This window comes from Pontibacter diazotrophicus (genome assembly GCF_003367245.1).
Classification (GTDB): domain Bacteria; phylum Bacteroidota; class Bacteroidia; order Cytophagales; family Hymenobacteraceae; genus Pontibacter; species Pontibacter diazotrophicus.
In genome coordinates this window covers 103,103-122,756 of sequence record NZ_QRGR01000022.1, presented here as the reverse complement: position 1 = coordinate 122,756, position 19,654 = coordinate 103,103, and the positions used below count along the sequence as shown (strand labels likewise).

Sequence of the window (19,654 nt, the reverse complement as noted above, 5' to 3'; positions counted from 1 at the left end):
GTATCATGCTATATTTGCGTTCATGAACTCCATCAAACTGAGCTCTTATTACCGCCTCTATGCTTTCTCGGATTACAGGAGTATGAAATCCGCCCTGCCTTATATGCGGCGCGTGGTGCTGGCAAAAGGATTGGTGGAGGTGGAGGAATCAGAAGTCAGAAGCTACGTATGGCGTATCAGCGGGAAAGGATACAAGAACTACCTGGAGCCACTCAATAGCCAGAACACGCGCACCTCAGCGCTCAAGTCACTTATCACAGCGCTGCAGGTACTTTATAAAAGCAATGGCTATTCGGCCAGGTATGTTGTAATAGAGCGGGGGTAGGGCAGTTTCGTTTAGCTGTTTAATGCAGCAGTGAAAGACCGTTTCATTTTTTGCTGATTTTATTCATAACCGTCTTTTTACTGTTAGGTACCGCTAGATTTTTTAGGGGGCAACCCGGCATTAGGTAAGTCAGAAAAGGAAAACCCTGCTGTACATAACCTTCCCAAACAGGATGATTGCGTACAACGGGGTCTTATGATACATCAATGCTACTTAATGATTTCGCTCCACAGTCTGCCTCCGGAGTTATTCATTCCTGCTCCTTCTCATTAATAATTCCTCAACCATTCCATTCCACCTTTTCTTCCAGTGGAACAGTGCGCTTGCCTGCTGGAATTGGCTTATCGGTGTAGCCGAGGTACAGAATTCCCAGCACAAGGTCTTCCTCCCGTAGCTGTAGCATTTCCTTCATGGCTGGGTGGTAGGCCATGCCACCGGAGCCCCAATAGCTGGCGATGCCTAAAGCGGTTGCACCTAACAGCAGGTTTTGCACAGCACAGGAGGTAGCCGCGATTTCTTCTAAAGCCGGAATCTTCGGCAGTGCGCCACGCTGCATAATGGCTACAATCAGGTGCGACGCCTGATCACCCATGTGCAGCAGTTTTTCATAATTTACCTCCAGGAATTTGTCTGAAGCTGTGTTCTTTTTATAAAGCTCGGCATGTGCCAGGCAAAACTCCCGCACTTTGTCCCGGGCATATACCTTGAAGCGCCAGGGTTCAGTTAGACCGTGGGTCGGGGCCCAGTCAGCCAGGGCTAAAAGCTGCTTTACCTGCTCGTCGGGTACAGGCATCCCGTTCATTTGTGGAGGCTTTACAGTTCTCCTGTTTTGTATAACTTGCTGTATAATTGAAAATGTGTTGTTCATGTGAAAATAGTATCTGGTTAAGCCCGCTGTTGCCAACCACCAAATGAGGGCGGAAGAGCTATGGGGAATTTAAGTGGCAAAATTAGTAATGTTTCGGAAATCAGTTTTATAAAACAAATGCAGCCATTTAGAGTATAGAATCAGTTGCTCTACCTTTACACCAACAATACATTGTCTGAAGACTGTCTGTTCAATGACAGGTGAAAGACAGGACAATATTTGGTTTCCTGAGATTTTGATTGTTTAAACTTTGTTTTGTTCCTTACAGCGTAATGGATTATACTAAACTGTTCCGACACATACCTGAAGCAATGGTGGTACTTTCACCGGAATATAAAATTCTGGACGCTACCGATGCGTACCTGAAGATTACCAGGCGCTCAGCAAGTCAAATCATAGGCAAGCATTTTCTGCTGGAGGCTTTTCCTAACAAAGAGCTTTCTTATGAGGAAAACCCGGTGCGAGCGTCGCTGGATAAGGCTTTGCAAAGTAAGAAAGTAGATTATCTGGAAGTAATACGATACGATTTACCTAAACCCGAAGCAGAAGGAGGGGAGTATGATGTGCGCTTCTGGGAAGCTTCTCATACGCCAGTGCTGGACGAGGAAGGAAACGTAGCGTATCTGATTCAGCACACTTCAGATGTAACAGAGAGAGAGTTGGCCAAGATGGCCCTTACAGAGAGTGAGGAAAAATTCAGGTTCATGGCGGAGGCAATGCCGCAATTGATTTTTACGACTAATGCCGCAGGTGAGCTAAACTACCTGAATAAGCGCTGGGAGCGCTATACCGATGTCCCACTGGAAGAGCTCCGGCAGGAAAACTGGCAAAAAGTGATACATCCGGATGATTTGCCTGCTGTAATGGCTAAGTGGGAGGAGGCATTCCGGAACGGAGTCGGGATGCAGGTTGAATTGAGAATGCGCGATAAAGACGGCTTATTCCGCTGGCACCTCTGCCGCACCCAGCCGATGGAGGATGAAGAAGGCAACATCATTATGTGGGTAGGAAGCTCCACAGATATACACGATACCAGAATGATGGTGCAGGAGCTGTTGGCAACAAATGAGCAGATGTCACTATTATCAGACCAGGTGCAGCAAGCTTATGAGAAAGCAGAGTCTGAGCGCAAAATGCTGGAAACCCTTATTCTGCAGGCTCCCGCCATGTTCTGCATTTTGAAAGGACCGGAGCATCGGTTTGAGCTGATAAACGAAAAATACCACCAGATCTATCCTACGAGGGAGCTGCTGCACAAACCATTGGCAGAGGCTGTGCCTGAAATAGTGGAACAAGGGTTTATAGAATTACTGGATGGTGTTTATAATACTGGCAAACCTTATATAGCAGAAGAAGTACCTATAATGCTGGACAAAAATAATAACGGTAACTTAGAAGAAACTTACTTCACATTCTCGTATCACCCTATTTTTGAATCTGACAAAGTATCGGGTATTCTAGCCTTTGGCTACGAGGTGACTGAGCAGGTTAAGTTCAGGGAAAAAGTACAGGAGTTGGGCAAATCGTAGGAGGATGAGGACTGATAGATATAATAGTAAAAAGGAGACAGGCTGCAAATGAATCTGGCTCAGGTAGATTTTCAACAGCTCCGGATAAAGCACATCCTCTACAAATCGAAGGTGCGCTCTATGCTCTATGGCGGAGCTTTTGATGAAGCTTTTTTCTCCAGGTCGGGTCCGGTTAGTATCTGGTTTACTACAATAGGGCTGGTGCGTTATATAGATGAGTCCGAAGTAAAAGAGCTTGCCAAAGTACACCAGGAGATGGACATTATTACGTTAGACTTATATCGGCTATACAGGAACGGTAAGATTGATGAAGCGCACGAGGGGCTGAGAAATGTTGAAAAGCAGTCTGAACGGTTTCTGGCTTTGCTTTTACTGCTGGAGAACCGTTTGAAGGAAGTTTAAGAAGGCCAGCCACTTTTAATGGATCAGTGAGAGTGGAGGTAAATTGAGAAGACATAACTATAGATAATCGCGCTGCTGAATAAACCCAGTTGAAGCCACAAAAGGGAAAGCAGCAACAAAAATGGCTAAACTGCCGGCGGTGAACACCATCAATTTAGCCATTTAACAATCAAGCAATCTAATGCTACTTCAGTTTCAAATCTTTCAGCGTCTGCTCAATCTTCTGATTCAGTTGCTGCGCCGTAGCATCGAAATCCTCTTTAGAAGTTAACGGCTCATTTACGCTGACATAGAACTTGATTTTCGGTTCCGTTCCGGACGGACGGGCGGATATCTTGCTGCCGTCTTCGGTCATGTACTGCAGTACGTTGGAGCTCTCCATGTCAAGCTTACTTTCATCCCCTGTTGCCACGTTTTTCCTTGTACCTGACTTATAGTCGCTTATCTCTACTACTTTAGAGCCTGCAATGGTCTGTGGTGGGTTGCTGCGCATGTCGGCCATCATCTGCTGAATTTCTTCTGCACCACGCATTCCTTTTTTAGTGATGGAAACTAAGTCTTCCTTATAGAAGCCATACCTGGTGTACATCTCCACCATCATCTCGAACAGGCTTTGCCCGTTGTCCTTGGCCACCGCTGCCATTTCGGCTATCAGGGCGCAGGACGAGATGGCGTCTTTGTCGCGGACGAAGTCGCCGGCCAGGTAGCCGTAGCTTTCCTCACCACCGGCAATATAAGTTTCTTTGCCTTCGAGGTTGCGGATGATTTCAGCAATGTACTTAAAGCCAGTCAGTGTTTCGTACATCGTTACGTCATAGCTGTCGGCAATTTTCTTAATAAGGTCAGTTGTTACAATGGTTTTTACCACGTACTCCTTGCCTGTCAGTTTCCCGGCTTTTTGCCATGCCTGCAGCAGGTAGTTGATGAGGAGCGCACCTGTCTGGTTACCGTTTAATAGCACAAACTCGCCCTTCAGGTTTTTTACGGCTATACCTACACGGTCAGCATCAGGGTCAGTGGCCAGTACCAGGTCTGCATCCAATTCCTCCGCTTTCTTCATGGCCAGGGTCATGGCCTCTTTCTCCTCCGGGTTCGGGTAAACTACCGTCGGGAAGTTGCCGTTTGGCTCCGACTGCTCTTCTACTACATGCACATTCGTGAAACCGAAGCGCTTCAGTATTTCCGGCACAAGCGTAATTCCGGTACCATGGATTGGCGTGAATACGATCTTGAGGTCATGCTGGCGCTTAATGGCATCCTGCGAAATGGAAAGTCCGAGTACTTCTTTGATGTAGGCTTCATCAACCTCCGCGCTAATCATTTCGATGTTCTCCGACTTTGGCTCAAATTTCACATCATCTATGGACGTGATTTTATTTACCTCTGCAATAATGTTCTTATCGTGCGGTGCTGTTACCTGTGCACCATCATTCCAATATGCTTTGTAGCCGTTGTATTCTTTCGGGTTGTGCGAGGCTGTGATTACCACACCACTCTGGCAACCCAGGTGGCGTATTGCAAAGGAAAGTTCAGGCGTAGGGCGCAGCGCCTCGAAGAGGTATACCTTTATGTCGTTGGCAGAGAAAATATCTGCTGCTATGCGGGCAAACTTATCAGAGTTGTTACGGCTGTCGTGGGCAATGGCCACTTTAATCTGCTGATCAGGAAAATTCTGCTTCAGGTAATTGCAGAGGCCTTGTGTGGCCATGCCCAGAGTATAACGATTCATCCGGTTGCTGCCTGCCCCCATGATGCCGCGCAAACCGCCGGTGCCAAATTCCAGGTCCTTATAAAAGGCATCCGAAAGCGTATCATGCTCGTTGCGCTCCAGTAAGTCGTTTATTTCTGATTTAGTGGCCGCATCATAGTTTCCGGACAACCAGGAGTCAATTTTTGTTCTTATAGCATTATCAATCATAGTCTTTGTACGTAAAGATTTTCTTCGTTTATATCTGGACAAAAAATCACACCAGCCCTTTTTGCACCTGAAGCACGTTCAAAAGAACTGGTGTGATGTATATAAATATCAAAATAAAGCAATTTAAGTGAATCTACACGGCATTTACCTTATTTCCTTATCAAAGGTTACCTCGTAGCTCCTGCTCCCGCTCAATAGATTCGAATAGCGCCTTAAAGTTTCCTTTACCAAAAGACCTCGCTCCTTTGCGCTGAATAATCTCATAAAAAACTGTCGGTCTGTCTTCTACAGGCTTCGTGAAAATCTGCAGCAGATAACCCTCCTCATCCCGGTCTACCAGGATATTCAGCGCCTTCAGGGCCTCCATATCCTCGTCAATTTTACCCACACGCTCAAACAGGTCCTCGTAATACGTTTCCGGCACATAAAGGAACTCCACACCACGGCGTCGTAACTCTGCCACTGTATGCAGTATATCATCGGTAGCGATGGCAATGTGCTGCACACCGGCCCCTCGGTAAAACTCCAGGTACTCATCGATCTGAGATTTTTTCTTACCCTTTGCCGGTTCGTTTATAGGGAACTTCACGTAACCGTTGCCATTGGATACTACCTTTGACATAAGGGCGGTGTATTCTGTGCTGATGTCTTTATCGTCAAACGTAATCAGCAGTTTAAAGCCCATCACCTTTTCGTAAAACTCCACCCATTCATTCATGCGGCCCAATTCCACGTTGCCAACGCAGTGGTCTACATACTGCAGCCCTACCGGTTCGACCTCCAACTCCGTAGATTTAGCTTTGAACCCCGGCATAAAAGGGCCATTGTAGTTTTTGCGTTCTACAAAAGTATGGATGGTTTCACCATAGGTATGGATACCGGCAAGCCTCACCTCACCATGCTCATCCTGCAGCGTTTTGGGTTCTATCGCTGGTTTTGCCCCTCGCGCCACGGTGTCGTTGAATGACTTCTCCGCATCATCTACCCATAAGGCAAGCACTTTTACGCCGTCTCCATGCTGCAGCACATGCTTCGAGATGTCAGAATTCGGGTCGAGCGACGTAGTGAGCACAAACCGGATTTTGTCCTGTACCAGCACATAGGAGGCGCGGTCGCGGACGCCTGTCTCGGGGCCGGCATACGCTACCAGTTTAAAGCCGAAGGCTGTCTGGTAGAAATGAGCCGCCTGTTTGGCATTGCCCACATAAAATTCAATATGATCGGTGCCGTTCAGGGGCAGGAGGTCTGTTGTCATAGTTTTCAGAGGTTATCAGGTGATTATTGTAAAAATACAGATTTTATGGATTTATCAAAATCTAAGCGGCTTTGGGTTAAATTATCATCTGATTACTTGCAATTGCTACGGCATGTTTCCAACTTTGTAAAAAACACGATCACATGAATGTAAATGCTTTGAACGATGCTATCGTTGCGATCCTGGCAAAAAAGCAAGAGCTGAATACCATGGATTACAATGATAAGCGCTATGATGATATTGAAGAGGAACTGCACGACCTGGAAGACGACTTCAATGAGGAGTATGGCGACTACCTGGAAGATGTGCTGGAAGATGTGCACGGCAAGCTGAAATCAGACGCTGATATTCTTTTGCCAACCGCTTACCTGGCCAGTACGCTTGACCCGGAGGCCGCCCTCGAAGAGGATGAGAAAGAAGGCGTGTGGGTAGAGTCTGATTCCTTTCCGGGAGTAGAGATGCGCCTGGTAATCGTGGCTAACCCCCCGCGGATACTGTTGATTCTGGCTGACCAGGAGCGTGTGCTCTGGACGGCAGAGTAAGCTTTAACAAACCTATAAAAACAGCACCTCTCTAATGACAGCTGTTATTTCTGCCGCATGTACCGTTGCTCTTGAGCAATGGTACATGCGGCAATTTTTTGGCCATACATGGTTTCCTGAAGCTGTAGATAAGGTTATACATACTCAAAGAGCAACACCTGATAAGGCTGTTGTTTGGAGAAGCGTATATTATCCAGATATTAAATCGGGAAGGCCTTATGTTTTACTTCTTGATACTTCTGTCGCTTTGCTTATCTTCGCTCTAATGTAAACTAAAAAGCCGACGCTTCATGTACTGAAGCCCACGTGCAGAAACTTAAAATTGAAATTATGACAACAATTGCTTTAGTAGCGCATAACAACAAGAAAACGGACCTGCTGAACTGGGTGAAAGAGAACCACAAGGCACTGGAAGGGCATACGCTGATTGGCACCACCAATACATCGCGGCTGATTAACGACCTGCTGGACCTGAACGTGCAGCCCTTTGGTCATGGCCCAAGTGGAGGAGACATCCTGTTGGCAGCACGCATTCTGCAGGGCGAAGTACATAAGATTATTTTCTTCATTGATGTTGAAACCCCGCATGGCCACGAGCACGACATACAGACGCTTATCCGCACTGCTGTGTTAAACAACATCCCCATCGCCCTAAACCGCGCCTCTGCTGACTTGATAGTACTGGAGCGGAATTAGGAAAAGATAATTCCTGTTCTTGGATTTTTACTTGATGCACTTGCCAGAGCAGAAGCTAAGGTAGGTGCTTTTTTATGCTCTATAATTAGTTGTGTAGAAACTAGATACAGGCTTAAAAAAGAAGTAAGTGTTCTGATTTACAGGGTGTATAGCCTTTTTAACTTACTCTGGGGTAGCATATACTAATAAGAAAGAGGCTTTCGCTTTTCTTTAGAGCTGTATTTGGTTATGCGTTCATATTCATTCGTAAAATAGCATATAAAATATACTCAGCTGTTTAACTATAAAATAAGACTATGAAAACGAATAAAATAAGAATTCCGAAAATAATGAGTACCGGTTTATGTTTTGCTTTACTGGCAGGTTCTGTTGCCTGTACTACTGACAACGCTGAAACAACAAACGATGAGGTAGTTGCAACAACAGACACTGAAGCAGACAACATGGCCGTCTGGGACAATAACCGTTTCAACACCACCTTCGCTTCTAACAATAATTTTACAGATTGGGATGAGGATGAGGATAACATGCTGAACGAAAATGAATTTAACAGGAGCATGTACAGCACCTGGGACACAAACAATGACAATAATTTAGACCAGAATGAGTGGGATACCGCAACAAGAGACTTTGGCATGACGGGCAGAAACTATACTGATATGGACACGAATGCGGACAATAACATAGATGAGGAGGAGTTCCGTACCGGTATGGCAAATGACACCGATAATAACTTTTACAGAAACTGGGATAGAAACCAGGATAATAATATTGATCAGCAGGAGTACTCTGAAGGTGTTTTTGGACAGTGGGACAATAGCGGTACTGGCACTATGACGGACACTGATATAAACGACCGTTATAACCGTTACTATGGAGGTACCACTACAGGAACCACAACCGGCACTACAACGGGCACAACAGCAGGCACTACGGATGGTACCACAACGGGTACAACAGCAGGCACTACGGATGGTACCACAACGGGTACCACTACAGGAACAACAACAGGTGGCACAACTGGTACTACTACTGGCGGGGGCGCACAATAAGTAAAACATAATTAAATGAGTGACAGGGAGAGCTATTTTTCCTTTCTCACCCTCATTGAAACAGGAAAGGGGCAGCTGATTTTTCAGCTGCCCCTTTCCTGTTTCAATAAAATATAATGCGTTAGTAGCCTAACTTCTGGCGTACACGCTGTAGCACTGGCCCGGCAATTGCCTTGGCTTTCTCAGCACCCTCATGCAGCTTCTTGTCTATTTCCGCCAGGTTGTTCATGTAATAGTTAAACAGCTCGCGCTCTTTAGCATATTTCCGGATAATGAGCTCATACAGCGCCTGCTTGGCATGGCCATACCCATAGCCTCCGGCACTGTAGTTCTGGCGCATGGTTTCTATTTCCTCTGGTGTGGCTAATAAGCTAAAGAGTTTAAAAACGGTGTCGTTTTCTGTGTCTTTTGGCTCTTCCAGTGGAGTGCTGTCTGTAATGATACTCATGATGGTCTTGCGCAGTGGCTTATCAGCTTCGAAAATATCGATGATGTTGCCGTACGATTTGCTCATCTTCTCGCCGTTCAGACCAGGCACTGTCATCACTGTTTCGTCTATCTTCGCTTCCGGAAGCACAAACGTTTCGCCGTATACATGGTTAAAAGCACTGGCGATGTCGCGGGTTATTTCCAGGTGCTGTATCTGATCTTTTCCCACCGGTACGAAGTTGGCTTCATACATTAAAATGTCTGCTGCCATCAGCACAGGGTAGGTGAACAAACCGGCATTTACATCTGCAAGTCCTCTTCTGTTTGACTTATCCTTGAAAGAATGCGCATTGGCCAGCATTGGGAACGGTGCATAGCAATTCAGGTACCACGTGAGTTCAGTTACCATCGGCACATCAGACTGGCGGTAAAATATGTGCTTTTCTGTATCGAAACCAAAAGCAAGCCAGGCGGCGGCCACCGAATAGGTATTGTGTCGCAGTACCTCTGCATCCCGGATAGAGGTAAGCGAGTGCATGTCTGCTATAAAATACAACGACTCATGGTCAGAGGCTTTCGAAAACTCCACAGCAGGAATAATAGCGCCCAGCAGGTTGCCTAAATGCGGGCGGCCTGTGCTTTGGATTCCTGTAAGATAACGTGCCATATGTAAGGGTGTAATTGTTCCGGCTGCAAATTACGGGAAAAAGCCGGTAATAGCCCAGCCAAACTTTATACATCCAGGCTTTAGGGCTACCGCTTCTTCAGTGAGTAACGCTGCTGGCCCTGCATCTCTGCTTGCTGCCGGTCTAGCAGTTTTACCTCCGAGTCACTTACCTGCAGAAAGTACATCGGGTCAATGTTGCCTTCCGTTGGGATAAGTTGTAGCACTACCGCATCCGGGTTCTGCTTGTTGCCTTTGGCTAGAAACCATTTGCCCGAACTTGTTACTATACTTTTGTCGGCTGGTTTTCCCAGGTAAGTCTGCTTCATCGTGAAGGAGCGGCTGGAGCCGTCGGCGCCACCATTTAACACGAGTTCTGTGTTGATGCCCTGACAATCGGTGCAGGGGAAGGTGCCGGAAAAGGTTCCTGTTGGTGCTGCCATGGCTGCCGGCGCAGCTGTCTTTTCTTCAGCCTTAGCTGTTGTTTTGGCCTTGGTTGCCTTAGCAGGCTTAGTGGCTGTTTTGCTTCTTTTTTTGGGTGTTGACTTCTTCCACTCTTCATATGTCTTAGCTGACTGCGCCTTTACTTGTTGCTGGCCCAGAGCCACTGAAAATAGGACGAGTAAGGCAAACATTGTTTTCATGAATCGCTCCATAGAATAAATAAATTATGTGTTAAGTTTAATAGGTTTACTGCTTACAAGCAGGTGTGTCTGGCAACAGATGTTGGATAGAATCCTTGACCACGCTGCTGTAGTGGTCCGCAAACTTCTTATTTAACTGAAGTTGACACATATTATTGTGCTTTGTTACCAGCAGTAATTCGCCTGCTGCTCCGGTTAGGTTTGCATTAGTTGTAACTGGCAAATGAAGCACAATGCTTCCTTAAAGGCTTCTTTCTATAGCATTGTTTTAAAACAGGTGATGCGTAACCCTGGCATAAAAAAAGGCTAGGCTACTACCCGAAGGTGTTCGCCTAACCAATTTTCAATCAACCAATTTATCTTGAGCAAAAGCTACTTGATGAAGTTAGAAGCCGTTATGCCAATGTTATTTCTTTGCTTCTTTTTTTGCGAAGCGAGTGGATGTTAGAAAGTACAATTGCAACCAAAATCAGAGCCACTCCAAGCCACTGCACGGCCCAAACTTCTTCCCCTAATATGATATTCGACATCAACACGGCCACAGGAAGCTCGGCTGCACTCAGAATTGCACCTAGTCCCAAGCCCGTTTCAGGCAGACCGTAGGCATAAAAAAGCGGAGGAATAACAGTGCCGAACAAGGCTAATATTAGTCCCCATTTAAACAGCCCGCTTGTTAAAGCACCATTGACTAAAAACACGGGAGGGAAAACCGTTAAGATGAGCACGCAGGCACCTGTTAAGATAAGGGCACTCTTTGTGGCTGGATGAAGGTGGTTGCCTACAGCGCCATTTATCATCAGGAAGATACTATAGCAAAAAGCTGCCAGTAATCCGTAGCCTATACCTATAAGGTCAAAATCAGGTAAGTCGGCAGAGAATAAACGCCCTGCCAATGCGGTACCTAACAATATGAGAGTTACTGTGCCCAATTGCGTTCGTGTTGGTAATCTGCGCTTCATGATGGCCTCTATCACCAGGCTCATCCAGGTAAACTGCATCAGCAGCAGAATGGCAATGGAGGCGGGCACTGTTTGTACTGATTTGTAATAGAAAATGCTAACCAGGCCTGTGCTGGTACCCATCACAACCAGTTTAATTTTTTCCCTGAACGATGTGCTGTTGCTCTTGCTGCTAAACAGCTTTCGCAACAACACAATAGTCCAAAGAACAATCAACCCAAATAATACCTGGGTGCCCGTTACATCACCCAAAGTAAAGCCTTCGTTATATGCTAATTTTACGAACGTAGATAAAACGCCAAAACTACACGCGCCAAGAAAAACCAAAACGATTCCTCTGAACATGATCGTCTCCCTCAAAAAAGTAAAAACTGGAAAAATAAATATGATGAGGCGGCTGCCCCTGATTCAGAAGGTGCGTGCAGGATTACAGGTCGTGTAGAACGTAGCCTGTAATAAAGATTTGTGTATGTGCTAAGTGGTGTGGCATTTTCTTTTGCAAGGCTGCAAATTTAAGCACAACAAACCTTTATTACCAATATAATGTATCGGTTTTTTGAAGAATAAAGGTCGTTTATTGTTCAACTTGCGCTTCCTCCATCATTTTCTCGGCTTCTCTTTCTCCTAAATAACTGTCGATGAGGTAATGGGCTACGTAGAGAAGCGGTGTGAGCAGGATAGCAACCGCGAATTTATAGATGTAGTTGATAAGAGCAACAGATAATACCTGCTCCATGGGCCAGTTGCCGAAGAGAAAGAAAGCCACAAACAGAACCACAAAGCTATCTATGAGCTGCGACACCAGTGTGGAGCCTGTCGCGCGGAGCCAGATTTTTTTGCTGCCCGTGAATTGGCGCAGCCAATGGAATACGGTGGCATCCAGGAACTGCGAAATCAGGAACGCCACCACAGAGCCGATGATAATGCCCAGCCCCTGACGGTATACGCTGTTAAAAGCGATGTTGATATTAAAAGGGTTGCCCTGGGCATCGGTGCTGTTCACATCTAACCAAAAGGGAGCTGGCGGCAGGCCTGTTACAATGGTGATAACAAGGAAGGCATACAGGATGAGCAGCACTGTCAGGACACTTACTTTTTTTACCCCTGCTTTCCCGAAATACTCATTTATGATGTCGGTGGTAATGAATACAACCGGCCAGATGATAACGCCTGCTGTCAGGTTAAAGTCCAGTTTAGAACCACCTAATACAGGTATTTGTGCGCCAGGAAGTCCAAAAAGAGCTTCTCCTGAAAATATCTTCACCCCAATCAGTTCCGCCAGCAAGGCATTGGATATAAAGATGCCGCTAAGCACGAGGAACAGGTATGTGCGCCTTTTCTCAGAAGTAGAAGTATGCTGCTGCATGAAATAGATGGCTTTCAAACAATAAGGTATTCAACCTGCAAGTTACTATTATTCAGTAAATCTGTACCTCCGAATATATAGCATGTACAGCACAACATTTAGGAGAAATGCATTAGAATGAGCTTAAATCAGCATCTCTGAAGAGGCTGAACTCATGAAGTACTCCAATTTTTACAGCCTAATTCTATTCCCGGATACAGAAGATGCTACCTTCAGTAGCTAAATCCGCTTGTGGAAACACTTCCTGTGCTTCCGTTAAGAGCGGAGTGAGGTCCTTGTAACGAACAGAGAAGTGTCCTATGAGCAAACGGCGTACTTGTGCTGCAGCTGCAAGTTCGGCAGCCTGTCGGGCTGTGCTATGGAAAGTATAGTAAGCACGTTCACGTAACTCATCTGTAAAGGTAGCCTCATGGTAAAGCAGGTCCACGTAGTGAAGGTAGGGGAGAAGCGTGGGCTTAAAACGGCTATCGGAGCAGTAAGCATAGCTTCTGCTGCGCTTCGGCTCCATGGTTACATCCCGGTTATACACCAGCACATTCCCATGCTCATCTGTAACATCCTCGCCCCACTTGAGACTCACCAGTTGCGGGGGTGTTAAGAAAGGGGGAAGCTTCTCTTTTATGAGCGGTCGCGCCTTCTGCTTTTCCCGGAACAGGAAGCCGCAACAGGGTACACGGTGCTCCATCGGAATGGTATGTACCGTAATCTGCTTGTTTTCAAAAATCTTTTTATGGCTGGTAGTATCCAGCTCATGAAAAATGAGCGGATAACAAAGGTTCGTACCAGAATATTTGAACTGTAAGCTTAGAATCTCTATGAGGCCGGGAGGGCCAAAGAGGTAAAGCGGTGTGTGACGGCCCTGCAGGTGCATGGAGGACAGGAGACCTGCCAATCCAAAATAGTGATCGCCGTGGAGGTGGCTGATGTAAATATTGCAGATGCGCTGATGCTTTATCTTGTATTGCATCAGCTGCATCTGCGTTCCTTCACCGCAATCAATCAGGTGGTACTGATTGTCTATGGTAAGTACCTGTGCGGTATGGTGTCTGTTTGCCGATGGTGTGGCCGACGAACTGCCCAGTATCCTGAGTTCGAAATCCACAACGGGCAGTATACTTAGTCTTCTTTGTTAGTCAGGTCCTGCTCAATCTCGTGCAGGAACACACGGTCAATTGCTTCTTCCACTGTAGGCAGAATGTTAAGCACAGACTCTAACTTTGAAATAGTTATCAATTTCATAACATGATCCTGCAAGCCCGTCAGAATCAGCAAGCCGCTTGATGAGTTGCACAGGCGGTTAGCTATTAAAATGGAGCTAAGGCCAGAAGAATCAGTGTATTTTACATTACTCAGGTCAAGAATCAGATTGGTGATGCCCTCTGCGTTCAACTTCACGAACTCAGATTTCAGGTCCGGCGCTATCGAAGTGTCCAGCTTCTTCTCATCTATCGTGATAATTGTATAGTTTTCTTTCTTATCAATCGTGTACTTCATAGATCTACCAATAAGGATTTATATGCGAATGTACCAAAATCTACTTTAATTTTCTTAATTTTTGGTGCTAAAATTATTGTTAACAATTTTCTGTTCTATGCGGGATAGCACATTTTCATATGGCTTTTTCTCAAACCGCTGCCCTGTAAACACCTCATACAGCTCAATATAGCGCTCCGAAATGCCACGTACTACCTCGTCTGTCATTTCCGGCACTGTTTGTCCTTCTTTTCCCTGGAAGCCGTTTTCAATCAGCCACTGCCGCACAAATTCTTTTGAAAGCTGTCGCTGTGGCTCTCCCTGCTGCTGCCGATCTTCGTAACCTTCGCTGTAAAAGTAGCGGGAAGAGTCAGGGGTATGAATCTCGTCAATCAGGTATACCTCTCCCTTATATTTGCCAAACTCATATTTAGTGTCAACCAGAATAAGGCCCTGTTGTTTCGCTAATTCTGTGCCACGGGCAAAAAGCGCGCGTGTATATTGCTCTAAGATAAGGTAATCCTGTTCTAATACAAGGTTTTGCGCTAAAATTTCTTCTCTTGAAATATCTTCATCGTGGCCTTCATCGGCTTTGGTCGTTGGTGTAATAATCGGCTCCGGCAGCTTGTCGTTTTCACGTAATCCTTCCGGTAGTGCCACGCCACACAACATACGTTTTCCTGCTTTATACTCACGCCAGGCATGCCCTGCCAGATACCCTCTTATCACCATTTCTACCTTAAATGGCTCACACTTGTAGCCGATGGTTACATTTGGGTCTGGTGTAGAAACCACCCAGTTGGGTACAATATCGGAGGTTGCCTTCAGGTTAAGGCTGGCAATCTGGTTCAGCACCTGTCCCTTGTAAGGAATCGCACGGGGAAGTACCACATCAAATGCAGAAATACGGTCAGTGGCAACAATGGCCAACTGGTCTTCAAAATAATATACATCCCGGACCTTGCCTCTGTAAAAGCCAGTTTGGCCGGCAAAGGAGAAGTTAGTTTCTTTTATGGCCTCCATTAATTCGGTGTCGTTATAGGCGAGCAAAGTTAACTATATTTTATAGGTCCGGAAATAATTCTGAATGAAGTTGCCAATTGTTGTGCACTTGTAAAATATAGGCAGCAAATAATATTGTATTATACTGTGATAGGTAAAGGGGGTTTTATACTATACAACCTATATGTTGCATGTTATGCTGAATATGATATTTTGCATCTGCTGTGTCTGTTGTACATAGTTGATGCTATTCTTAGATGTACCTTATTAATAAATCATAATGTTAAGTAGCGTTAAGTCCCGGTAATGAGCCTAAACAGCATTATAAGAAGGGATGTGGCAATCTGGTGATGTTTGATTTAAATCAGCTTTTGAGCGCTGAGTAGCTTACTTTCAGGGTTTTGTACAACAAAAAACTTGTGCTGTCGTAGGAGTTGAAAGAAGCCGCTGGTGGAAGCAAAGAACCAAAATAAATCTATATTTTTATTTGGAATTGCTTTATTAGCGCTTTATCATTGCAATATCAAGTCAACTATCCCTTCGGGATTTGATTTATAAAGAAGAGTGGAGAGACAGGCTCTGTGAAACTCTAGCAACCTAACTAACGAGGTTAAGGTGCTAATTCCTGATTTCGGAACATCCGGAAGAATATAAATTGATACGAACATGAAAAAGGGAATCAATTCAGCACAGCACAGTTTATTATTTTCGACGCCAGCAGCAGTCCTGTTGCGGCGGCATATTTTAGCACAGGCTACAAAATACATGCGCACGCCCATGTGCGCCATGCGTTGCTGTTGTTGCTAAGCAAATCCCCCGTTTTACAGCATCGGGCACACACATGCTTTCTGCTGCACATCTTACGCTTTCGGGCGCTTTCCCATTAGATCAATCAGCCATTCCTAACCCATAAACCGAACAACCATGTCAGAGACACTACACTTCGAAACATTACAGCTACACGCCGGCCAGGAAATTGACCCTACTACACAGTCCCGTGCCGTACCTGTTTACCAGACTACCTCTTACGCTTTCAAAAATGCGGAGCATGGGGCCAATCTGTTTGCCCTGAAGGAGTTTGGGAATATCTATACCCGCATCATGAACCCGACTACGGATGTGTTCGAGAAGCGCATAGCAGCCCTGGAAGGTGGTGCAGCAGCCGTGGCGGTGGCATCCGGGCAGGCAGCACAGTTTATAGCGCTGAGCAACATCCTGGAATCCGGAGACAATTTTGTGTCCACGAAGTTTCTGTATGGTGGTACTTATAACCAGTTTAAGGTATCGTTCAAGCGGTTGGGGATAGAGTCGCGTTTTGCGGAGAACGATGAGGTGGAAAGCTATGAGAAGCTGATTGATGAAAATACAAAGGCCATTTATTTAGAGACCATCGGCAACCCACGCTTTAATGTTCCTGATTTTGAGGCCATTGCAGCGCTGGCCCGCAAGTATGACATTCCGCTGATAGTGGATAACACCTTTGGGGCAGGTGGTTACCTTTTCCGCCCGCTGGAGCACGGCGCCAATATAGTAGTGGAATCGGCCACCAAATGGATTGGCGGACATGGTACCAGCATTGGCGGTGTGATAGTGGACGGCGGTAATTTTAACTGGGGCAACGGCAAGTTTCCCCAGTTCTCTGAGCCATCCGAAGGCTACCATGGTATGAAGTTCTGGGAGGTGTTTGGAACTGACGGGCCATTCGGAAACATCGCTTTCGCGATACGTGCCCGTGTGGAAGGCCTGCGCGATTTTGGCCCTGCCCTTAGCCCGTTCAACTCCTTTCTGTTGCTGCAAGGCCTTGAAACACTTTCGCTTCGCCTGGACAGAACAGTGCAGAACGCGCTGGAGCTGGCAAAGTGGCTGGAGCAACATGAGCAGGTAGCGTCTGTGAATTACCCGGGCCTTGAAAGCAGCAACTACCACGAACTGGCAAAAAAATACCTGAAGCGCGGTTTCGGTGGCGTGCTTTCCTTTAAGTTGAAAGTAGGAGACAAACAGCAGGCAGAGCGTTTTGTAGACAGCCTGAAACTCGTGAGCCATTTAGCCAACGTGGGCGATGCCAAAACACTTATCATACACCCGGCTTCTACCACACACCAACAGCTCTCTGATGCCGAACAGCTTAATGCAGGAGTAGAGCCAACGTTGCTGCGCGTATCGGCCGGTATCGAACATATAGAAGACATAAAAGCCGATTTTGAGCAGGCTTTTGCTAAAGTAAAGGAGGGGCAACCGGAGCCCGCATAATAAGAAGAGAATATGCCAACACATCACGTTTTTGAATACAAGAATACTTTTACACTGGAGTCGGGTGCTACGCTGCCCGGCTTCCAGCTTGCCTATACCACCTTTGGCACGCTTAACGCACAGCGCAGTAATGTGGTGTGGGTGTGCCATGCCTTAACCGGCAGCGCTGACTTTACCGATTGGTGGTGCGAGTTGTTTGGGGAGGGCAAGCTGTATGACCCACGCGAGTGGTTCGTGATCTGCGCCAACACCTTGGGTGGTTGCTATGGTTCCACCGGGCCGCTCAGCGTTAACCCGGAGACGCAACAGCCTTATTATCATGCTTTCCCGCAATTGACCAACCGTGATGTGGTGGCTGCTTTTGATCTGCTGCGGAAGGACCTGGAACTGGAGCGTGTACATACGTTAATAGGAGGGTCTTTAGGTGGGCAGCAGGCACTGGAGTGGGCACTGCTTCAGCCTGATGTGTTTGAACGGTTAATCCATGTGGCCTCCAATGCACGCCACTCACCCTGGGGCATTGCTTTTAACGAAACCCAGCGCATGGCTATCCGCCAGGATCCGAGTTGGGCAACAGACACTGAAACTGCCGGTTCAGAAGGTCTGAAAACAGCCAGGGCCATTGCCATGCTTTCGTACCGGCATTACAACACTTATGCGGCAACTCAGCAGGAACCCGGCAACAGCATCACAGACAATTTCCGGGCTTCCAGTTACCAGGTGCACCAGGGCGAAAAGCTGGCAAAACGTTTTAATGCCTATACCTATTGGCTGCTTTCCAAAGCGATGGACTCCCACCACGCGGGCCGCGACAGAGGTGGACTCGAAAAGGCGCTGGCGCAACTCAAGGCAAAAAGCCTTTTTGTAGGAGTAAATTCAGATGTGCTGTTTCCGGTGGAGGAGCAGCGCTTCCTGCACGAGCACGTGGCGCATTCATCCTTTTACCTTATTCAGTCCGACTACGGGCATGATGGTTTTCTGGTGGAGTTTCCGCAACTGACAGAGGCTATTACGAATTTCTATGAGGAAGAAGAAAGGTTAGAGGAACTTAGCTTTGAGCGGGAAGAGCGGTAAAAGCATGAGGATATTTGGGTTTGACCAAGGAGGGAAGTGGTGTGTATGTAGGGTTGCAGGATGACCGGAAACTGTCAGAAAATGGAAATCAGCAGAATTTGCGCACATGGCAAAAATTAACTTCTGAAGTATCAGTGTTAGCTTAAAGCGGCTGGTGCATTTATTGTGCAAGTCACTGTGAGTTTGGGTTTTGAAAAGGAAAAAAAGCTTCCATAATTACAACATTAAACCTCCTATAGTTACAACAGAAAACCTTCTATAAACAGCAAATTAAGGTTTTTAGGTCTATATATTAGTAGAATGCAATAAATTAGATAAATGTTAGCACGTAAAATGTGACTACTAAGAAATATTTATATTCGCACACTTTTTTTTAGCTTTAAAATAAGTTTGGCCGTACTAATAAATATCAGATGGCGATATAATTTGTACGGATATGAAAAGAACCCTAATTCCTGTTTTAGCAACTCTCACTCTACTCTTTGCATTCACTTCCTGCAGGCAAGATGGCCCTGCTCCAATACGTAATATTAAAGCTGGTCCCAACCTTTTAAAGGCTCAGGCAGGACAGTCTTCTACAAACTATACCTACTTTACAGGGCAGAATCAGAAAGCTTTAGGCAATGTGTATACGAAAGACGTACTGGTATCTTTCGTGGGCGGCCTGACCGCAGATCAGGAGCAGCGTATCTTAACGCAGTATGTATTTGTAAAGAAAACAACAGAGCAGGTGGCAACAGATGCAGCGTTGTTGCACAGAGTTGCGTTGGTAGACGGATTGAACAGCAATCAGGTGGAACAGGCCTTGCAGGAATTAGCAAAAGATCCTAACATAAGCTATGCTTCCCCTTATTTCAGGGATGGCAACAGCTTGCTCGGTGTCAGTAATCAGGTTATTGTAACACTGGAAAATGGCGAAACGGAAGTGCTACAGCAACTTGCGAAGGAATATAATGCAGAAGTGCTGAAATCAATTGGCGAAGGTACGTATGTAGTAAAAGTTGACAATGCATCGAAAGGCAATGCATTAGCTTTTGCAAATTACCTGCATGGGCAAAAAGGAATAGCACAGGCAGAACCTGACTTTATCATAACGCCGGATTAGTAACAGGCTAACATACGGAGGCGAATAGCCTTCTTTTTATCAGAAAAGCAAACAGGTGAAAAACAAAACCCGGCTTCTTTAAGAAGCCGGGTTTTGTTTTT

At 46.1% G+C, this 19,654-nt stretch carries 20 protein-coding genes and 1 riboswitch; of the genes, 10 read left to right on the top strand and 10 right to left on the bottom strand.

Annotated elements, in window-relative coordinates; genetic code table 11:
- Positions 1 to 22: 22 nt before the first annotated feature.
- Complete coding sequence (locus DXT99_RS19020; RefSeq protein ID WP_115567171.1) at positions 23 to 325, top strand: hypothetical protein; 303 nt, start codon at positions 23 to 25, stop codon at positions 323 to 325.
- 280 nt (positions 326 to 605) lie between these two features.
- On the opposite strand, the gene DXT99_RS19015 is transcribed toward DXT99_RS19020, so the two are convergent.
- Complete coding sequence (locus DXT99_RS19015; RefSeq protein WP_115567170.1) at positions 606 to 1,193, bottom strand: nitroreductase family protein; 588 nt, start codon at positions 1,191 to 1,193, stop codon at positions 606 to 608.
- A gap of 272 nt (positions 1,194 to 1,465) precedes the next feature.
- Between DXT99_RS19015 and DXT99_RS19010 the strand changes: the two genes are divergently transcribed.
- Positions 1,466 to 2,722, top strand: coding sequence for a PAS domain-containing protein (locus DXT99_RS19010; RefSeq protein ID WP_115567169.1), 1,257 nt, complete (start codon positions 1,466 to 1,468; stop codon positions 2,720 to 2,722).
- A 48-nt stretch (positions 2,723 to 2,770) separates the two neighbouring features.
- Complete coding sequence (locus DXT99_RS19005; RefSeq protein WP_115567168.1) at positions 2,771 to 3,124, top strand: histidine kinase; 354 nt, start codon at positions 2,771 to 2,773, stop codon at positions 3,122 to 3,124.
- 184 nt (positions 3,125 to 3,308) lie between these two features.
- Here DXT99_RS19005 and DXT99_RS19000 read toward each other — a convergent pair whose 3' ends face one another.
- A complete protein-coding gene (locus DXT99_RS19000; protein ID WP_115567167.1) occupies positions 3,309 to 5,042 on the bottom strand; it encodes a phospho-sugar mutase in 1,734 nt (577 codons plus the stop codon).
- A 160-nt stretch (positions 5,043 to 5,202) separates the two neighbouring features.
- Positions 5,203 to 6,297 (bottom strand): 4-hydroxyphenylpyruvate dioxygenase, encoded by a 1,095-nt coding sequence (gene hppD / locus DXT99_RS18995; RefSeq protein WP_115567166.1) that lies wholly within the window; start codon positions 6,295 to 6,297, stop codon positions 5,203 to 5,205.
- Positions 6,298 to 6,440: 143 nt separating this feature from the next.
- On the opposite strand from hppD, the gene DXT99_RS18990 reads away from it, so the two are divergent.
- The 4 genes from DXT99_RS18990 (at position 6,441) to DXT99_RS18975 (ending at position 8,587) form a co-directional block, all read left to right on the top strand.
- Complete coding sequence (locus DXT99_RS18990) at positions 6,441 to 6,839, top strand: hypothetical protein (protein ID WP_115567165.1); 399 nt, start codon at positions 6,441 to 6,443, stop codon at positions 6,837 to 6,839.
- A gap of 34 nt (positions 6,840 to 6,873) precedes the next feature.
- Entirely contained in the window at positions 6,874 to 7,110 is a 237-nt protein-coding gene (locus tag DXT99_RS18985; protein WP_115567164.1) for a hypothetical protein, read from the top strand.
- A 59-nt stretch (positions 7,111 to 7,169) separates the two neighbouring features.
- Positions 7,170 to 7,535: a methylglyoxal synthase gene (locus tag DXT99_RS18980; RefSeq protein WP_115567163.1), complete on the top strand. Its 366-nt coding sequence runs from the start codon at positions 7,170 to 7,172 to the stop codon at positions 7,533 to 7,535.
- Positions 7,536 to 7,831: 296 nt separating this feature from the next.
- On the top strand, positions 7,832 to 8,587 hold the full coding sequence (locus DXT99_RS18975; RefSeq protein ID WP_147294252.1) for an EF-hand domain-containing protein: 756 nt from the start codon (positions 7,832 to 7,834) through the stop codon (positions 8,585 to 8,587).
- Between the two features lie 121 nt (positions 8,588 to 8,708).
- On the opposite strand, the gene trpS is transcribed toward DXT99_RS18975, so the two are convergent.
- From trpS to DXT99_RS18940, 7 genes are all read right to left on the bottom strand, one after another.
- Positions 8,709 to 9,683: a tryptophan--tRNA ligase gene (gene trpS, locus DXT99_RS18970; protein ID WP_115567161.1), complete on the bottom strand. Its 975-nt coding sequence runs from the start codon at positions 9,681 to 9,683 to the stop codon at positions 8,709 to 8,711.
- An 86-nt stretch (positions 9,684 to 9,769) separates the two neighbouring features.
- Positions 9,770 to 10,324, bottom strand: coding sequence for a copper resistance protein NlpE (locus DXT99_RS18965; RefSeq protein ID WP_115567188.1), 555 nt, complete (start codon positions 10,322 to 10,324; stop codon positions 9,770 to 9,772).
- Between the two features lie 395 nt (positions 10,325 to 10,719).
- Positions 10,720 to 11,628 carry an EamA family transporter gene (locus DXT99_RS18960; protein ID WP_115567160.1) on the bottom strand — a complete coding sequence of 303 codons (909 nt, stop codon included), beginning with the start codon at positions 11,626 to 11,628 and terminating at the stop codon, positions 10,720 to 10,722.
- A gap of 229 nt (positions 11,629 to 11,857) precedes the next feature.
- Positions 11,858 to 12,649, bottom strand: coding sequence for a queuosine precursor transporter (locus DXT99_RS18955; protein WP_115567187.1), 792 nt, complete (start codon positions 12,647 to 12,649; stop codon positions 11,858 to 11,860).
- 184 nt (positions 12,650 to 12,833) lie between these two features.
- Complete coding sequence (locus DXT99_RS18950; protein WP_115567159.1) at positions 12,834 to 13,751, bottom strand: ribonuclease Z; 918 nt, start codon at positions 13,749 to 13,751, stop codon at positions 12,834 to 12,836.
- A gap of 14 nt (positions 13,752 to 13,765) precedes the next feature.
- A complete protein-coding gene (locus DXT99_RS18945) occupies positions 13,766 to 14,143 on the bottom strand; it encodes an STAS domain-containing protein (RefSeq protein ID WP_115567158.1) in 378 nt (125 codons plus the stop codon).
- Between the two features lie 54 nt (positions 14,144 to 14,197).
- On the bottom strand, positions 14,198 to 15,145 hold the full coding sequence (locus tag DXT99_RS18940) for a phosphoribosylaminoimidazolesuccinocarboxamide synthase (RefSeq protein WP_115567157.1): 948 nt from the start codon (positions 15,143 to 15,145) through the stop codon (positions 14,198 to 14,200).
- Between the two features lie 528 nt (positions 15,146 to 15,673).
- Positions 15,674 to 15,781: riboswitch (SAM riboswitch) on the top strand.
- Positions 15,782 to 16,048: 267 nt separating this feature from the next.
- Between DXT99_RS18940 and DXT99_RS18935 the strand changes: the two genes are divergently transcribed.
- From DXT99_RS18935 to DXT99_RS18925, 3 genes are all read left to right on the top strand, one after another.
- A complete protein-coding gene (locus tag DXT99_RS18935) occupies positions 16,049 to 17,374 on the top strand; it encodes an O-acetylhomoserine aminocarboxypropyltransferase/cysteine synthase family protein (RefSeq protein ID WP_115567156.1) in 1,326 nt (441 codons plus the stop codon).
- A gap of 12 nt (positions 17,375 to 17,386) precedes the next feature.
- Positions 17,387 to 18,448, top strand: coding sequence for a homoserine O-acetyltransferase MetX (metX, locus tag DXT99_RS18930; protein WP_115567155.1), 1,062 nt, complete (start codon positions 17,387 to 17,389; stop codon positions 18,446 to 18,448).
- Positions 18,449 to 18,884: 436 nt separating this feature from the next.
- A complete protein-coding gene (locus DXT99_RS18925; protein ID WP_115567154.1) occupies positions 18,885 to 19,553 on the top strand; it encodes a S8 family serine peptidase in 669 nt (222 codons plus the stop codon).
- Positions 19,554 to 19,654 lie beyond the last annotated feature (101 nt).

Excerpts from the sequence above, each read along its gene's own strand:
- DXT99_RS19020 (WP_115567171.1), top strand. The coding sequence starts at position 23 with ATGAACTCCATCAAACTGAGCTCTTATTACCGCCTCTATGCTTTCTCG.
- DXT99_RS19015 (WP_115567170.1), bottom strand. The coding sequence starts at position 1,193 with ATGAACAACACATTTTCAATTATACAGCAAGTTATACAAAACAGGAGA.
- DXT99_RS19010 (WP_115567169.1), top strand. The coding sequence starts at position 1,466 with ATGGATTATACTAAACTGTTCCGACACATACCTGAAGCAATGGTGGTA.
- DXT99_RS19005 (WP_115567168.1), top strand. The coding sequence starts at position 2,771 with ATGAATCTGGCTCAGGTAGATTTTCAACAGCTCCGGATAAAGCACATC.
- DXT99_RS19000 (WP_115567167.1), bottom strand. The coding sequence starts at position 5,042 with ATGATTGATAATGCTATAAGAACAAAAATTGACTCCTGGTTGTCCGGA.
- hppD (WP_115567166.1), bottom strand. The coding sequence starts at position 6,297 with ATGACAACAGACCTCCTGCCCCTGAACGGCACCGATCATATTGAATTT.
- DXT99_RS18990 (WP_115567165.1), top strand. The coding sequence starts at position 6,441 with ATGAATGTAAATGCTTTGAACGATGCTATCGTTGCGATCCTGGCAAAA.
- DXT99_RS18985 (WP_115567164.1), top strand. The coding sequence starts at position 6,874 with ATGACAGCTGTTATTTCTGCCGCATGTACCGTTGCTCTTGAGCAATGG.
- DXT99_RS18980 (WP_115567163.1), top strand. The coding sequence starts at position 7,170 with ATGACAACAATTGCTTTAGTAGCGCATAACAACAAGAAAACGGACCTG.
- DXT99_RS18975 (WP_147294252.1), top strand. The coding sequence starts at position 7,832 with ATGAAAACGAATAAAATAAGAATTCCGAAAATAATGAGTACCGGTTTA.
- trpS (WP_115567161.1), bottom strand. The coding sequence starts at position 9,683 with ATGGCACGTTATCTTACAGGAATCCAAAGCACAGGCCGCCCGCATTTA.
- DXT99_RS18965 (WP_115567188.1), bottom strand. The coding sequence starts at position 10,324 with ATGAAAACAATGTTTGCCTTACTCGTCCTATTTTCAGTGGCTCTGGGC.
- DXT99_RS18960 (WP_115567160.1), bottom strand. The coding sequence starts at position 11,628 with ATGTTCAGAGGAATCGTTTTGGTTTTTCTTGGCGCGTGTAGTTTTGGC.
- DXT99_RS18955 (WP_115567187.1), bottom strand. The coding sequence starts at position 12,649 with ATGCAGCAGCATACTTCTACTTCTGAGAAAAGGCGCACATACCTGTTC.
- DXT99_RS18945 (WP_115567158.1), bottom strand. The coding sequence starts at position 14,143 with ATGAAGTACACGATTGATAAGAAAGAAAACTATACAATTATCACGATA.
- DXT99_RS18940 (WP_115567157.1), bottom strand. The coding sequence starts at position 15,145 with ATGGAGGCCATAAAAGAAACTAACTTCTCCTTTGCCGGCCAAACTGGC.
- DXT99_RS18935 (WP_115567156.1), top strand. The coding sequence starts at position 16,049 with ATGTCAGAGACACTACACTTCGAAACATTACAGCTACACGCCGGCCAG.
- metX (WP_115567155.1), top strand. The coding sequence starts at position 17,387 with ATGCCAACACATCACGTTTTTGAATACAAGAATACTTTTACACTGGAG.
- DXT99_RS18925 (WP_115567154.1), top strand. The coding sequence starts at position 18,885 with ATGAAAAGAACCCTAATTCCTGTTTTAGCAACTCTCACTCTACTCTTT.